Origin of the sequence: Pseudomonas sp. O230 (assembly GCF_045447035.1) — a bacterium.
Classification (GTDB): domain Bacteria; phylum Pseudomonadota; class Gammaproteobacteria; order Pseudomonadales; family Pseudomonadaceae; genus Aquipseudomonas.
On the sequence record NZ_JBJGXN010000012.1, the window covers coordinates 193,119 to 208,548 of the forward strand.

Annotated in this window: 14 protein-coding genes; 6 read left to right on the forward strand and 8 right to left on the reverse strand. The window is 60.2% G+C overall.

What is annotated here, in order from left to right; genetic code table 11:
• The first annotated feature begins 43 nt into the window (after positions 1-43).
• Positions 44-1,003 (forward strand): diiron oxygenase, encoded by a 960-nt coding sequence (locus ACI77H_RS25955; protein WP_407014482.1) that lies wholly within the window; start codon positions 44-46, stop codon positions 1,001-1,003.
• Between the two features lie 13 nt (positions 1,004-1,016).
• The gene (locus ACI77H_RS25960; protein ID WP_407014484.1) at positions 1,017-1,817 is read left to right on the forward strand and encodes an N-acyl homoserine lactonase family protein; all 801 of its coding nucleotides are present in this window, start codon (positions 1,017-1,019) and stop codon (positions 1,815-1,817) included.
• 33 nt (positions 1,818-1,850) lie between these two features.
• Here the strand turns inward: ACI77H_RS25960 and ACI77H_RS25965 are convergent, their stop codons facing one another.
• From ACI77H_RS25965 to ACI77H_RS26000, 8 genes are all read right to left on the reverse strand, one after another.
• Positions 1,851-3,281, reverse strand: a complete 1,431-nt coding sequence (locus tag ACI77H_RS25965) for a PLP-dependent aminotransferase family protein (RefSeq protein WP_407014486.1) — start codon at positions 3,279-3,281, stop codon at positions 1,851-1,853.
• 221 nt (positions 3,282-3,502) lie between these two features.
• Positions 3,503-4,207 (reverse strand): hypothetical protein, encoded by a 705-nt coding sequence (locus ACI77H_RS25970; RefSeq protein ID WP_407014487.1) that lies wholly within the window; start codon positions 4,205-4,207, stop codon positions 3,503-3,505.
• A gap of 143 nt (positions 4,208-4,350) precedes the next feature.
• Positions 4,351-4,851, reverse strand: a complete 501-nt coding sequence (locus ACI77H_RS25975; RefSeq protein WP_407014489.1) for a DUF6622 family protein — start codon at positions 4,849-4,851, stop codon at positions 4,351-4,353.
• Positions 4,852-4,975: 124 nt separating this feature from the next.
• On the reverse strand, positions 4,976-5,803 hold the full coding sequence (locus ACI77H_RS25980; RefSeq protein ID WP_407014490.1) for an ABC transporter permease: 828 nt from the start codon (positions 5,801-5,803) through the stop codon (positions 4,976-4,978).
• Positions 5,804-5,811: 8 nt separating this feature from the next.
• Positions 5,812-6,684 carry an ABC transporter permease gene (locus ACI77H_RS25985; RefSeq protein WP_407014491.1) on the reverse strand — a complete coding sequence of 291 codons (873 nt, stop codon included), beginning with the start codon at positions 6,682-6,684 and terminating at the stop codon, positions 5,812-5,814.
• A gap of 10 nt (positions 6,685-6,694) precedes the next feature.
• Positions 6,695-7,807 carry an ABC transporter substrate-binding protein gene (locus ACI77H_RS25990; RefSeq protein ID WP_407014492.1) on the reverse strand — a complete coding sequence of 371 codons (1,113 nt, stop codon included), beginning with the start codon at positions 7,805-7,807 and terminating at the stop codon, positions 6,695-6,697.
• 89 nt (positions 7,808-7,896) lie between these two features.
• Entirely contained in the window at positions 7,897-8,988 is a 1,092-nt protein-coding gene (locus tag ACI77H_RS25995) for an ABC transporter ATP-binding protein (protein WP_407014494.1), read from the reverse strand.
• A gap of 188 nt (positions 8,989-9,176) precedes the next feature.
• Positions 9,177-10,082, reverse strand: coding sequence for a LysR substrate-binding domain-containing protein (locus ACI77H_RS26000; RefSeq protein WP_407014495.1), 906 nt, complete (start codon positions 10,080-10,082; stop codon positions 9,177-9,179).
• A 176-nt stretch (positions 10,083-10,258) separates the two neighbouring features.
• Here ACI77H_RS26000 and ACI77H_RS26005 point away from each other — a divergent pair, with 176 nt between their 5' ends.
• The 4 genes from ACI77H_RS26005 (at position 10,259) to ACI77H_RS26020 (ending at position 15,408) form a co-directional block, all read left to right on the forward strand.
• Positions 10,259-11,863 (forward strand): 5-guanidino-2-oxopentanoate decarboxylase, encoded by a 1,605-nt coding sequence (locus ACI77H_RS26005; RefSeq protein WP_407014497.1) that lies wholly within the window; start codon positions 10,259-10,261, stop codon positions 11,861-11,863.
• A 97-nt stretch (positions 11,864-11,960) separates the two neighbouring features.
• Positions 11,961-13,709: an amidohydrolase gene (locus ACI77H_RS26010; protein WP_407014499.1), complete on the forward strand. Its 1,749-nt coding sequence runs from the start codon at positions 11,961-11,963 to the stop codon at positions 13,707-13,709.
• Entirely contained in the window at positions 13,706-14,656 is a 951-nt protein-coding gene (locus tag ACI77H_RS26015) for a CobW family GTP-binding protein (protein ID WP_407014500.1), read from the forward strand. Before ACI77H_RS26010 ends, ACI77H_RS26015 begins: the two co-directional genes overlap by 4 nt.
• On the forward strand, positions 14,653-15,408 hold the full coding sequence (locus tag ACI77H_RS26020) for a class II aldolase/adducin family protein (RefSeq protein ID WP_407014502.1): 756 nt from the start codon (positions 14,653-14,655) through the stop codon (positions 15,406-15,408). Before ACI77H_RS26015 ends, ACI77H_RS26020 begins: the two co-directional genes overlap by 4 nt.
• Positions 15,409-15,430 lie beyond the last annotated feature (22 nt).

Consider the following 15,430-nt stretch of genomic DNA (forward strand, 5'->3'; position numbering starts at 1 on the left):
CGGCGTACCCCTCGGCGGGTACGCGTCCTACAGGTATCGCGTTATGCAAACAGCAATCGAGATCGCCAAAGTCGATCATCAACTGGTCGTGCGGCTTAATCAGGCCTGGACCAAAAGGGCCACCGTTTGCGCGCCGGACAAGGCCTCGGTCAGCGAAGTGTTCGACCCGACGCGCCCGGATTACCCCGAGTGCATGGTGCCGTTTTTCCATCACCCGAAATTCCAGGCCTTGAGCGACGAGCTCAAAAGCACCGTGGTGACCTGGGGCTGGATCGGCTACAACCTGCGTACGGTCACGGCCGAAGAGCATGTCGTGAACCCGGCGCTGAGCGTTATCGCCAACCAGTATCTGGGCAAGAAGGACTGGCATTTTCGCGAGGCGATGCAGCAGACGTTGATCGACGAGCACTACCACACGCTCATGCACCTGCGGGCCATCGAACGGACTAAAGAGGAGCGAGCGCTCGATCAGGATCTGGACCTGCCGCCGTCGGTGACCTATCTGCGTCTTGCCGCGCTGCGTGAAGCATTGCCCGAACAGTGGCAGCGCGACCTGGCGGCGATTACCTTCGCAGTAGTGGCCGAAATCAGCGTCAACGCGTACCTGGATCTGCTGGCGGACGATCAAACCATTCAACCGCAAAACCGCCGCGTGGCAGAGCTGCATAACCGCGACGAATACGCCCACAGCAAGATTCTCGCGGAGGTGGCGAAGGTCATGTACGCGAACATGCAGCCGACCCAACGGGCATTTTTCGCACAAACGCTGTCGGTGGCGCTGAGTGCTTTTGTCGCTCAGGACTACTCGATGTGGGAGGCGATTCTGACGCAACTCGGCGTCGAGGATGCGGCACTGATCATTGCCGAGACCCGGGAGAGCAACAAGAACGCCACGATCATGCGCGACTACAGCGGTCTGCATCGTCTGGCGCAGGATCTGGGGATTAGCGACGAGATCGATTTCGACTTCCGTCCGACTCTGAAAACCGCTGCAGTGGCCTGATCAGGAGGTGAATATGTCCGTTCCTGTGTACGAAGTGTTCGCCATCCGTGTCGGCGCCAATGCCCAGCGCACTGCCCGGGAGAATTTTCTTTACGACGCTTGCTGCGGTGACCCGAATGCGTCGATGCCGCTGGATTACTACTTCTGGGTCATACGCAATGAGCAGCAGGTGATGGTGGTCGACACCTGTTTTCAACCGGCGACAGCGGATCGGCGCAACCGTCAGATGTATCGCCTGCCGGAAGATTCCCTACGGCAACTGGACATCGATCCGGCGCAGGTCGAGAACCTGATCCTCACCCATTTGCACTGGGACCACGCCGGTAACCTGGGGCTGTTTCCGAAAGCCACGGTGCATTTGCAGGAAGCGGAGCTGCGTTTCTGTACCGGCCCGAAAATGGCCCATCGTACGGTGAACAAAACCTACGAGGTCGAAGACGTGATGTCGGCGCTGCCACCGTTGTTCGAGGGGCGCTTGCGTTTGCATACCGGCATGGTCGAGGTAGTTCCCGGCGTGACCCTGCACCCGGTGGGCGGCCACACGCCGGGTAGCCAGGTGGTGCGGGTGAATACCGACCGTGGGTGGATTGTCCTGGCGTCGGACGCGGCGCATTTGTGGGCGAACATTCGTCAGCGCAGTCCGTTTCCGATCATTGATGATTTGGCACAGACGCTGGAGGCGTTTATCGAAATCGACCGTTTGGCTGACAGCGAAGACCACGTCATTCCCGGCCATGACCCGTTGATCGCTGAGCGTTTCCCGCATTGGAACGATGATCCGCACATCATCTGCCTGCACGCAAACCCCTTGTAGGAGCGGCCGGACGGCGCTCCTACAGGGAGCGTGTCAGCTCTGGTTTTTGAGGAGTTGGCCGAGGGTCGCCAACGCTTCATCGATTTTCGGTGAATACGGCGCCCCGCAACCAATACGCACGAAGTGATTGAAACGCTGGGCATTGGAGAAGATATCCCCAGGCAAAATCTGGATGCCCACCTTCAACGCTGCGTGAAAAAACGCCATGGACGCCTGTTCAGGCGGCAGTTCCACCCATAGCAAAGTACCGCCCTGTGGATGGGTTATGCGGGTGCCCGGTGGAAAGTAGCGAGTGATTGCGGCACTCATCTGCTGGCGCTGTTGCGTCAGCGTTTTCCTCAAACGGCGCAGGTAACGTTCGTAGGACGGTGTCTTCATGAACGCACTGACCGCCAGTTGCGACAACGTTTCACAACCTCGGGACTGCGTGTGCTTGAGCATTTCCACGCGGTCGTGCCACTGCCCGGCGCTGATCCAGCCCAGCCGTACACCCGGTGCCAGGGTTTTGTTCAGCGATGCGCAGTAGATGACGTTATCGGTGCGGTCCCAGTGTTTGAGGGTGGATAACGGCAGCTCGGTGTCCACCAGGTCGCCATAGGTGTCGTCTTCGATCAACACGGTGCCGTGCTCGGCACACAATTGCACCAGCCGCGCCTTGTTGGCGTCGGGCATGATGCTGCCCAGCGGATTCTGCAGGTTGGGAATGACGATCAGCGCCCGAATCCGTTCGGGGCCTTGCAACAGCTGTTCGAGCGCGAACAGATTGATACCCGAGTGGGCCGTTGCCGGGACTTCCAGCACGCGCAGGTTCAAGCTTTCGAGAATTTGCAGCAGGCCGTAAAAGGTCGGCGACTCCACGGCCACGGTGTCGCCGGGGTGGGTGACCGCACGCAGGGCGAGGTTGATCGCTTCGGTCGCGCCGTGGGTGATCACCATTTTCTCGGCGCTCAGGTTGGCCTTTGTCGTCAGCGCTCGTCGGGCAAGGATGTTACGCAACTCGATGTTGCCGCAGGTCGAGCCTTGCATACCAAGCAAATGCTGGTCCTGACGCAGCGCTTTGATCATGTGATCCTGCAGGGTCTTCAACGGATAGAGTTGTGGCGCACAGTAGGCGCTGGCGAAGTTGACCTTGATCGTCGCGCGCTGACTGGCTTTGAGCACCGATGACACCTGCTCGTGAATGCCGAGGTAGACCCCGGTATCAAGGGGCGCAGGCGTTGTGGTCGCAACCGGTTTGGGCAAGGTGTCCGGTTGGCGAATGTAGTTGCCGGAGCGCGGACGAGCTTCGAGGACGCCATAGTCCTCAAGCTCCCGGCACACCTGCACGGCGGTCGACAGGCTGACTGCATGTTTCTCCATCATCAGCCGAATGGAAGGGAAGCGTTCCCCGGTTTTCAAGGTGCCGCTGCGGATTGCGTCGAGGTAGTGGTTGGCTAACTGACGGTACAAGGGGGTTGGGTGCATGATGACCTCAGCAATCGCACCACTGAGGTCTTGGGCTGGAAAGTGAGTTGACGTTCCCCGCAGGCGGACCCGTGGTGCTCAAGGGTTAAGGGAAGTTTTTTTCTGGCGTCGATACACAGAGAGTAATCGCGCTTTTGCCTGAATCGCGGGCAATAAAAAGCCCCGCTCTATGGCGGGGCTTTTAGGTCAGTGGCGCCCGTGAGCGCTGCTGATGAGGCGAGTTATTGCGCGGCGATGCTGTAACCCTCGAACGCGGTCTGCTGCTGAAGCGCGGTGATGATGTTTTTGCGGTTCACGGCGTGTTCGGTTCCGCTAGTGTCCAGGAACGATTCGCTTTCCAGTTCCGCTTCATCGCCTTCGCCGACAAAGGTAAAGCCGAGGAATTCCAATGCCTCACGGTCAACGTTCAGGCGCGAACGCGGCGTGCGCAGCGGCAGCGTGACGCTGATGCCGTCCTTGCTGATGGTGAACACTTCGACATCTTTCTTGGCTCGGGCCGTTTTGCTCTTGCCACTGCTTGGGTTGCTGATGGCCTGATGCGTCTGGTTCAGCACTTTCAGCGCCAGACCGTAAACGATCTCTTGAAACGCCGGATCGTCCTTGAAGCTGGAAAGGATGCGGCTGATCGAGAATTTGCTGCTCAGGTCTTCGAGGGCCGCGATGTCGGCCGCCTCGGCGTCCTTGAGTTGCTTGAGTTCGCCCATCAGTTCATAGGCTTTATCGTCGTCGAAGCTGTCGTGGGCCTGGCGAATCGCGGCGCGCAGCTCGCGGATCTGGTCGCTTTCCCGAGTGGACTGGAAAGCGTCCAGGACCATCTCGCTGATCGTCTTGGCCTGGGGCACGTGCTGTGAAAGATTGATGGAGTTTTCGTATTCCGCTTTGGACGACAAGGTGACTACGGATTCAGCGGTATTGGAATCGGACATTGAAATTTCACTACTTCTTTTAACTTGGATTGAGGCGAGAAAGCACTGGGCCTTTTCAGGCCGCCTAATCTATTGGACCTGCGCGGCGTTGTCACGGCCCAAAGATCACCTCGGTTCCCTGTAGGAGCTGCCGCAGGCTGCTCCTACAGGGCGGCGGTCTTCATTGTCCGGAAAATACGGCAGAGCCGGATCGAGCGTCCGCAGAACAACCCGCTCGCAAAGCCCGATGCACAAGCCTTAAACAACACCATCTGCAGTGTCGCGGCGTATTCAGGACGAACCTCGGCCTGGTAGCCAAAGTAATAGTTGACTGCAAAAAACAGCAGATAAAGCAACAGGGTTTTTGCCGTGCCCGGCACGATCAGACCGGTTTGCGCTTGATCCAGCTCGACACCCTTGCGCGAAAACATCACCAGTGCGGCCAAACTGCCGGCCATGACGGCAACCGCCCAGCAACTGATCGATAACGTCGGATCAAGCGTCAGATTCAGCGAATACAGCGACCAGCCCAACAAAATCGGCGGGGCGATCAGCAACGAGGTTTTGCTTTCGCGGCTCGGGGACAGGGCTTTGATGCCGTAGTAACACAGCAGCGCCAGGATGGCGTAAACCCAGAGCGGGGTGTTTTGCAGGGTGTTGAGCATCGCGCAGCGTCCTTGCCGAAAATGTGCGGGGATAATAACCGTTATAGGAGCTGCTGAAGGCTGCGATCTTTTGATTTTCAAAGATCAAAAGATCGCAACCTTCTGCAGCTCCTACAGTGGGTGGTTAACGATGCAGCAGTTTCTGCGCGCGTTTGTCCGCCAGATGTTGCAACACCAACCGGGCAATCAGTACCAGCAGCGTGATCGAGATCAGCAGCACCGAAATAGCGGCCACACTCGGGTCGACGTTATCGCGCAAGCCGCTCCAGATACGTTTCGGCAGGGTGTCGACGTTGACGCTGGTGATGAACAACGTCACCGCGACTTCTTCCCACGACAGGGCAAAGGCCAGCAGCGCGGTGGAGGCGACTCCCAGTTTGAGGTTCGGCAGGATCACCATGAACGTGGTTTGCATCAGGCTGGCACCGAGGTTGCGCGAGGCCAGTTCAATGCGCCGGTCGATCTGGCTGAGGGCCACCAGCATGGTCACCACGCCGTACGGCACCACCATGATCACGTGGGCAATCACCACCCCGGTCAGGGTGTCGTAACCCATGCCCGGTGCGTAGCGCCCCAGTTTGGTTTCCATGAAGTACAGCACCAGCGCCGAAATTACCGGCGGAATGGCCATCGGCAACAGCACCAGGCCGATCAGTGCGGTGGCCAGTTTCGAGCGCAGGTACCAGATGCCGAGGCTGAAACTGGCCGCGAGCAACGTCGCGATCACGCTGGTGGCGAACGCGATGGTCAGGCTCTGGCTGATGGCGTGGAACCAGTCAGGATTGCTGACCAGTGCCTCGTAATGGCGCAGTGACCAGTTGCCTTGCGGCATCGACAGGAAGCGTTTGCTGGTGAAGGACACCGGAATGACCGTCAGCAACGGGAACAGCATGAAGGCCATGGCGATCACGGCCAGCAGCCTTGTACTCAGGCTTGTGCGATGGGTGTTCATAAATAACCTCAGCCGACCAGTCGGTTCACGCGGGTGATTTTCATCAGCACCCAGATCAATGCGCTGACCAGTGTCAGCAATACGACGCTGAGTGCGGCCCCCAGGCCCCAGTTACTGGTCTGGAACATTTGCAGGAACACGTATTCGGCAATCATCACGGTTTGTCCGCCGCCCAACAGCACCGGGGTGATGAAGAAGCCGAGGCAGAACACGAAGACCATGATGAACGCGCCGAGCATGCCCGGCAGGGTCTGTGGCAGCAGCACTTGCCAGAACGTGCGCAACGGTCCGGCGCCGAGGCCGCGGGACGCCATGAGAATGCGCTGATCCAGTTGGCGCATGCTCGACAGCAGCGGGAACACCGCGTACGGAATCATCACGTGGAGCATGCCGATGACCACGCCGATTTCATTGCGACTCAACTGCAACGGTTGATCGATCAGCCCCATGCTCAACAAGCCTTCATTGAGCACGCCATTGCTGCGCAGCGCGATCAGCCAGCCGAACGCCCGCACCAGCACCGAAATCCAGAACGGAATGAAGATGCAGATCTCCACCACGCGCTGCCAGAACGGCGGGCTGAACACCCAGCAGTACGCCAGCAAATAACCGATGAGCAACGCCAGGCAACTCACGGTCATGCACAGGCGCAAGGTGCGCCAGAGCATTTCGTGAATCGCCGGGTCCGTGGCGATGCGCTGGTATTGCTCGATGCCCGGTGTCGGCATCGAAAAACTCCAGCCCACCACGCCGAGAAAAGGCAGCACGTAGAAAATCAGCAGCAACACCGGCAGCGGGAACAGCAACAACCCGCGTTCCAGTCCCGGCGAACTGAATCGAGGTTTGGGTTTGCCCAATGTGGACGTCATAGTCAGGGTCATGATCGATGGCTCACTTGGACAGACGCGTCAGATACTCTTCCAGGGCTTTGGAGTAGTTGTCGGCGTACCACTGGGCATTCAGGGCGATCTGTTTTTTCAGGTTCTCGGCAGACCCGCAGTTTGCTTCCAGTTGCTCGGCCGACATCAGCTTTTCGGTGGCGCTGTTGGACGGGCCGTTGCCCAGCAGTTCGAACAACTTGAGCTGACCCTGCGGTTGCAACGCATGCTGGATGAATTGCATGGCCGGCTGCGTGCCGGCCGGGTTGCCTTGCAGCACGGCCCAGCTGCTGGAGTTGATGAAGCCGTTGTCGAAGCTCCAGCGCACGCGGTTGTCGGTGTCTTCGGCGAGCAGTTTGGCGCGGGTATGCCAGATCGCGCCGACCGACACTTCGCCGTCGACCATCAACTGCTGGCTCTCGGCGCCCGAACTCCAGAACGACAGCACGTGGGGTTTGATCTCGTCGATCTTTTTCATCGCCCGCGGCACATCCAGTGGGTAGAGCTGATCGGCCGGCACGCCATCGGCGAGCAACGCCGCTTCGAGCATCCCGTTCATCCATTTGTACAACGTGCGCTTGCCGGGGAATTTCTTTACGTCCCAGAAATCGGCCCAGGTTTTCGGCCCGTTCTCACCGAACTTCTTGCTGTCCCAGGCCATCACGTAGCTGAACTGATAGCTGGCGATACCGAAATCCGAGGACAGAGCCGGTGCCACTTGATCACGCTTGATGACGTTGTAATCGAGCGATTGCAGGATCTTTTCGCGGCCCAGCACGAGGGCGCTGTAGCTCTCGACGTCGACCACGTCCCAGCTCGGCTGACCGCTGGCGAGTTGCGAGCGGATTGCGCCTTCAGTGGGGCCGGCGCCGTCGATGCGCACCTGGATGCCGGTGTTCTTGGTGAAGGTTTCGGTCCACGCCGAACGGAACGCGTTCAGGGCGTCGCCGCCCCAGTTGACGACCACCAGCGGCTTGTCCGCCGACCAGCTGATGCCACTGCGCAACGCCAGCGGCACCGCGGCCAACAGGCCCATGGCCTGCATGAAGGTACGACGGTTGATCTGGCCACCGCGGGCTTTTTCGATTAGCACTTCGATGCAGTCTTGCTGGTGATCCTGGCGCATGGACAAGTCCTCAGTCGGCGGGTGCCTGCGTGGGCTCCGGCCTTTTTGTTGTCATTGGAAGAGAGCTGTGTGACGCAAATTTCGGCCGTTCAGGCCTGCAGCAGGAAGCTTTGCTGCACCGGCCAGCTCAGCCACACCGGCGCACCGCTGGGCATCAGCGCGCCAGGATGATTGCCCGGGACGGACAGGTTGACGGGCAATGCATCGGCGCCGACCTTCAGCGCCAGGTGGGTGCTGGAGCCTTGGTAAACCTTGTCGGTGAGTTGCGCGGGCATCACGTTGTAGCCGTCGCGCTCCGGACAGTCGCTGTGCAATTCCATGTGTTCAGGGCGCACGGCAAGGACGGTCGGCTGGTTGCTCAACGCATTGGGCGCGAGGGCGTGCAGCACGCTGGTGCCACAGCGACCGCTGGCGGTAGGGCCGTTGCGGCTCATCTCGACCAGCGGGAACAGGTTCATCTTGCCGAGGAATTCAGCGACGAAACGGCTCTCTGGCCGGTTGTAGATGTTTTCCGGGGTGTCGACCTGGGTCAGCTTGCCGTGGTTGAAAATCGCGATGCGCGACGACAGCGCCAGGGCTTCGTTCTGATCGTGGGTGACGAACACGAAGCTGGTGCCGACCTGGCGATGGATGCGCTGCAGTTCGGTTTGCAGTTGTTCGCGCAGGTTTTTGTCGAGGGCTGACAGCGGCTCATCGAGCAACAACAGGTCCGGTTCGAAGACCAATGCCCGGGCAATTGCCACGCGCTGTTGTTGACCACCTGACAGCTCGGCGGGTTTCTTGTGCATGTGCGCGCCAAGCCCGACCACTTCGAGGATGTGCTTGACCCGGCGCTGGCGCTCCTCGGCGGCGACTTTGCGGATGCGCAGCGGGTACGCGACGTTATCGGCAACGCTCATGTGCGGGAACAGTGCATAGCCCTGGAACACCATGCCGTAATTTCGCTTCTCGGCCGAGCGCCTGATGATATCGACGCCGTGCTCCATCAGCTTGCCCGAGGTCGGGCTGAGGAAGCCGGCCAGGATCATCAGCAAGGTGGTTTTTCCCGAACCGGATGGACCCAGCAGCGTCAGGAACTCGCCTTGGCGAACGTCGAGATCGACGTTATCCAGCGCTGCGAAACGACCGTAATACTGGCTGATACCTTGTGCACTGAGCTGAATCGCTGAACCGCTGGACACGATAAACATTCCTCTTTTTTATTGCCCCAGGGCGTGCGAGGACGGATGCGAATCCGGCAGGGGCTTTGGGCTCATTATTGTTAAAAATATCGCTACATCAATGGAATTATTTTGCCGTTATTGGTTACTTGTATTACTCAATTCCCATTTGATGAAACGCGGTATTGATTTGTTTTTGTAGGAGCATTTCAGAGGGTGTCTTGCCAGGTCTGGTGGGACGACTGCAGTTGGGTTTTCACCCAATTGCTGAAGGCCTGGACCACCGCGCGTTCGACTTTTTGCGGGTCGGCCGCGAGGTAATAGCCGCGGTGCAGGTCGATGGTGATATCGAACGGGCGCACCAATAAGCCCTTGGACAAGGCATCGCCGCTGATCAGGTTGTCGCCGATGGCGATGCCCTGGCCGGCAATGCACGCCGACTGCGCGCAGTGCGCGTCGGAGAACAGAATGCCGCTCACCGCGTTCACCCCCGAAGCACCAGCTGCGGTCAGCCACACGCGCCAGTCCGAGTAGTCAGTCATGTGTAGCAGCGGGAAACCGCTGAGTTCCTGTGGGTTCTTCAGGCCGCTCAAGGCATTGATCAGGCGCGGGCTGCACACCGGGAAAAAGCGCAGCGCCACGATCTCTTCAACGACCATTTCCGGCCAGTCGCCAATGCCGTAGGCGATGAACAAATCCGCGGCGGGGTTATTGATGTCGTCCGGCGTGCGCGGTGAGATCAGTTGCAATTGCACTTGCGGGTACTGACGCAAAAAAGCGCCGATGTGGTGACACAACCAATACGTGGCAAACCCCGGCGCGCAACTGACGCACAGCCGCCCGGAAATCTCCTGGTCGTCCACCAACTGACCCGCATCCAGCAAATTCAACAGAATCCTGTGGACCTCCCGCGCATAGCGCTCGCCCTGATACGTCAGGCCGATGCCCCGGCCGATGCGCTCGGTGAGGGCGAAGCCGACGCATTCCTCCAGCTTGCTGATCTGGTGGCTGATGGCGCTGCGGGTCAGGTTCAGTTCACGGGCGGCGACCGACACACTGCCGAGGCGGGCGACGGCGTCCAGGGCGCGAAGGGCTGTCATCGAAGGAAAACGCATAAATTATCCCGCTGAAAAATTGAAAGAGAGGTGGGCTGACCCTGTGGCTCACTCACTACAGGTGACAAAAATTGAACAGTCAGGCCAAAAAAAATCGATTGTTGTATCGGTTGGTTCAACAATACTAGCTCAACTCGTCATTGGGCAAATCCAGCCCATCATCAAAGAGGTGCTGCATGCCCCGTTGTGCCCAGGCGCTCGTTCAGTTGCTGGAAGGTTATGGCGTTGACACTGTCTTCGGCATTCCTGGCGTCCACACCGTCGAGCTTTATCGTGGTTTGCATGGCAGCCGCCTGAAACACGTCAGCCCGCGCCACGAGCAGGGCGCCGGGTTCATGGCGGATGGTTATGCCCGCGCCAGTGGCAAGCCCGGGGTCTGCTTCATCATTACCGGTCCCGGCATGACCAATATCCTCACCGCGATGGGCCAGGCCTACGCGGACTCGGTGCCGATGCTGGTGATCTCCACAACCAACCGTCGCGAGCACCTACACCTCGGCCACGGTTACCTGCATGAACTGCCGGATCAACGCGCGCTGGTCGCGGGTGTCTGCGCCTTCAGTCATACGTTGCAGCACCCGAATCAATTGCCGGAAGTGCTGGCGCGTGCCTTTGCTCTGTTCGGTTGCACTCGGCCGCGGCCGGTGCACATTGAAATCCCGCTGGATGTGCTTGAGATGTCTGCGGATGATCTCGATGTGCGTCCGCGTGCCTTGCCGGTTGCCCCTGCGCCGGCAGCCGTTGCCATCGACGCCGCTGTTGCCTTGATCAACCACGCGCAGCGCCTGTTGATTCTGGCCGGTGGTGGCGCGCGTCGAGCCAGCGCAGCGCTTACATTGCTCGCCGAACGTTTGCAGGCACCGGTCGCCCTGACCACCAATGCCCGTGGCCTGCTACCGCCGGAACACCCGTTGCTGCTCGATGGCGTGCAGTCTTCGACCCACGGTCGCGCGCTGATTGCCGAGGCGGATGTGGTACTCGCCGTCGGCACCGAACTGGGCGAGACCGACTATGACTTCTTCGGCCTCGGCCCGTTGGCGTTCAAGGCGCCGCTGATTCGCCTCGACATCGACCCGATGCAAGTGCTCGGCGCGCAAGCGGCGGACGTCGGCCTGCTGGGGGATGCCGAGCAAGGTCTGCGGGCGCTGCTTGCGCAATTGCCGCAACGCGAGGCCGCGCCCACTTGGGCAAGTGTGCGCGTGACGCAAGTCAACGCGCTCGAACACGCCGGCTGGAGCCCTAAACAGAATGGCCTGCAGGACGTGCTCGATACGATTCGAGACAGCCTGCCGCAGCCGTTGATCGTCGGTGATTCCACGCAGCCGGTGTATCAGGGCGCCTTGGGTTATCGGGCGCCGACGCCCAACAGTTGGTTCAATGCCGGGACCGGTTACGGCACCCTCGGCTACGCCTTGCCGGCCGCTATCGGCGCCAAACTGGCACAGCCGTTGCGCCCGGTGGTGGCGTTGGTGGGGGACGGTGGTTTGCAGTTTTCCAGTGCCGAACTGATCGCCGCCAAAGAGGCGGGCGCCGGGGTCATCCTGCTGCTGTGGAACAACACAAGTTATGCCGAAATCCGCGATTACATGAACGCCCGCGAAGTGCCGTTGCTGGGGGTCGACATCCTCACACCGGACTTCGTCGCCCTGGCGCAAAGCTGCCATGTGTCCCATCACGCTGTGCGCAGCCTGCAGGGTTTGCGTGAGTGGCTGGGCCAGCTCGGCAACACGCAAACCCCGGTGATGCTCGAACTCGACGCTGCGGCGTTTCTGGCGCAGTAACGCGCGCCGCTCGTAACAACAATAAAAAATCATCAGGTCCGCGAAGCGCCGAGTGCGGCGGACCTTTCTATCGCACTGAACTCAAAAGGTGGCTTACATGGCTGAGTCCGACAACTTTTTCTCGACCCATTCCGCGCAAGGGACATACGCCGATCTGATCCTCGGTAACGGTCGCATCTATACCCAGGATCCATCGAGCCCGTGGGCCGAAGCCGTGGCGATCCGCGACGGCAAGTTGATCGGTGTCGCTAGCCTCGGCGAGCTTCAGGCATTCAAGGGCCCGAACACCGTGGTGCATGATCTGCAAGGCGCGTTCTGCATGCCGGGCCTGCACGACATGCACACCCACCCAGACCTGGCGCTGGCGCCGCGTTACAGCGATGACCTCGACGTCGGCATCGAAGACCCGACGCCGGAGCAACTGCGCGAAAGCATCCTCGCCTATGCCGACAGCCATCCCGGCGACGGCTGGATTTACGGCCAATACTGGGTGCGCTATACCTTCCGCGAAGCCGGGTTGACGCCGGGTCGCGCCTGGCTCGACAGCGTAATGCCGGACCGTCCGGTGGCACTGCTCGACCGGATGTGGGGCACCATGATGGTCAACTCCAAAGCCCTGGAACTGGCTGGTATCGATGGCACCACGTCCGACCCACGCAACGGTTATTTCGAGCGCGATGAGCTGACCGGCGAGCCTACCGGCCTGATGATCGACGGCGCCTACGCGATGATCCACGCCGCCATGCCGCCGACCCCGGTCAGCGTGCTGCGTCGCGCCTACCGCGATGGTGTGCATTTCCAGAGCTCTCGTGGCGTGACCGCGAGCAAATACGTGCACGTCTGCGAGCAACGTTTGCAGGCCTTGAAGGAACTCGACGACAGCGGCGAACTGACCGTGCGCATTGAAGCGGCGATCAGTTGGCAGGACGATATTTTCCCGGTACGTCGGCGCTGGGAATTGCTCAGCGGCGAACGTCACTACTACCGCAGTGCGCGCCTGAGCGCGAACGCGGTGAAGTTCCACTTCGACGGCACGGTCGAGCCGAAGTCTTCCTATCTTCTGACCCCGTGGCCGCAAGAATCGAGCTGGCGCGGCAAGCTCAACCTGACCCCGGAACACATCACCGACATGGTGGTGGACATGGACAGCAAGGGCATCCGCGTGATCGCCCACTGCACCGGCGACGGCGCGTCCGACGTGTTCCTCGATGCCGTGGCCGAAGCCCGCAAGCGCAACGGTTTCAGCGGCGTGCGCCATCAATGCGCGCACAGCACTTTGCTGCATCCGGGCAACCTGCCGCGCTTCAAGGAACTGAATGTCATCGCCGAATTCTCGCCGGCCGCCTGGTACCCGACGCCGTTCGCCAGCGGTGCACGCTCGGGTTACGGTCAGGAGCGGCTCAAGCGCATCTACGATTTTAAAGGCGTGCTCGAAGCCGGTGGCACTGCGGTGATGGGCACCGATTGGCCAGTGGCGTCGATCGACCCATGGCTGGCGCTGGAAACCATGGTCACCCGCCAGAACCCGTGGAACGACGACCCGGCCTGCTTCGGCGATCCGATCAGCCTCGAACAGGCATTGAACGTGGTCACCCGCAATGGCGCCGTGGCCATGGGCCTGGAGCACAGCACCGGCAGCCTCGAAGTCGGCAAGTCGGCGGACCTGATCGTCATCGACCGCGACTTGTTCGCCGAGCCGGCGCGCAACTACATCCACCGCACCAACGTGCTGCTGACCTTTGTCGAAGGGCAACTGGTTTACGACCGTCACTCGACACTGGCCGCTGCGGGATTGAAATCGGTCTGGCAGGGTGAACCACCAGTGCTGGAAGGTAAGGCGCAATGAGCACGCCACGGATCGCAGTGACCGTCGTTTCGGGGTTTCTCGGTGCCGGCAAAACCACCTTGCTCAACCGCATGGTGCGCCGCGCCGAAGGCAGTCGGCTGGCGGTGATCGTCAACGATTTCGGCGAGCTGAACATCGATGCGGCCATCGTTTCCGAAGTGACTGACAGCGTGGTCAGCCTGCAAAACGGCTGCATCTGCTGCACCGTGCAAGAAGACCTGTTGGCGCAACTGACCGGCATGGCGCAATTGCAGCCGAGGCTGGAACGCATCGTCATTGAATGCAGCGGCGTGTCTGATCCACAGCGCATCGTGCAAACCCTGGCCTACCCGCAATTGCGCAGCCAGATGCAACTGGACATGGTCATCACCGTGGTCGACGCCACGCGTCATCTGCAACTCGAGGGTGAATACGCTCGACTGGCCAGGGCCCAGGTGGGGGCGGCGGATCTGCTGTTGTTGAACAAAACCGATCTGGTGGATGCCGAGCAGTTGCAGGCCCTGCGCGACACCCTGGGGCTGCGCACGCGGATACACGAGAGCGTGCAGGCCGAGTTGCCGGACGCGTTATGGCTGGACACGGACCTGGACCTTGAACCCCGTGCGGCGAAACCACTGATTCAGGTTTCAAAGGACAATCACACCGACATGTTCAGCAGTTGGTTGTGGCAGGGCACTGACGCACTCGACGTCGAGCGTCTGCGCAGCTGGTTGCAGGCGCTGCCAGGCGATGTGTTCCGGGTAAAGGGATTGGTGGTGTTGGCCCAGGGCGGCAAGGCGCACTGGTTGCAGCATGTCGGCACCCGCAGTCAGTTTCTGCCCGCCACCGATGAAGCATTGGCTAACGCTTCACGATTGGTGTTTATTGCTGGTCGGGGCTTCGATGGCTGGGATGCGTTGGGGCAAGGTCTGGAGGCCTGCAAAATCACCGAGGACGAACGAGCATGAATTCGACCGAACAACATTTACGCGAGGAGCTGGCGGCCTGTTATCGATTGATCGCGCACTTCCGCATGACCGATCTGATTTTCACCCACATCTCCGTGCGCCTGCCGGGGCCTGAGCATCATTTTCTGATCAATCCGTATGGCCTGATGTTCGAAGAAATCACCGCGTCCAATCTGGTAAAAATTGGTCTGGACGGGCGCGCCGTGGAGCCGTCGCCGTATTCGGTCAACCCCGCGGGGTTCGTGATTCACAGCGCCATTCACGGCGCGCGTGAAGATGCGCAATGCGTGCTGCACACCCACACTAAATCCGGCTGTGCCGTGGCGGCGTTGAAGTGCGGGTTGTTACCGGTGAACCAGATCTCCATGGAGTTCTATGGCCGCGTTGCCTACCACGACTATGAAGGCGTGGCGCTGGACATGAGCGAGCAGCAGCGGCTGGTGCAGGACATCGGCGACAAGCCGGTGCTGATGCTGCGCAATCACGGTTTACTGACCGTCGGTGAAACTGTGAGCCAGGCATTCTTGCGAATGTACTACCTGGAAAAGGCTTGCGAAATACAACTGGCGGCGCAGGCGGCGGGGGAGTTGGTGTTGCCATCCGCCGATGTGTGCGAATACACCGAACGCCAGTTCAACGATCCCGGGCGGCCGCTGGAAGAAGGGGAATTGAATGACCCGGATGCGATGCAATTGGCTTGGGCGGCGTTGATCCGGATGCTGGATCGTGTGGCGCCGGGTTATCGGGATTGATCCAGATCTTCTGTTGAATCGG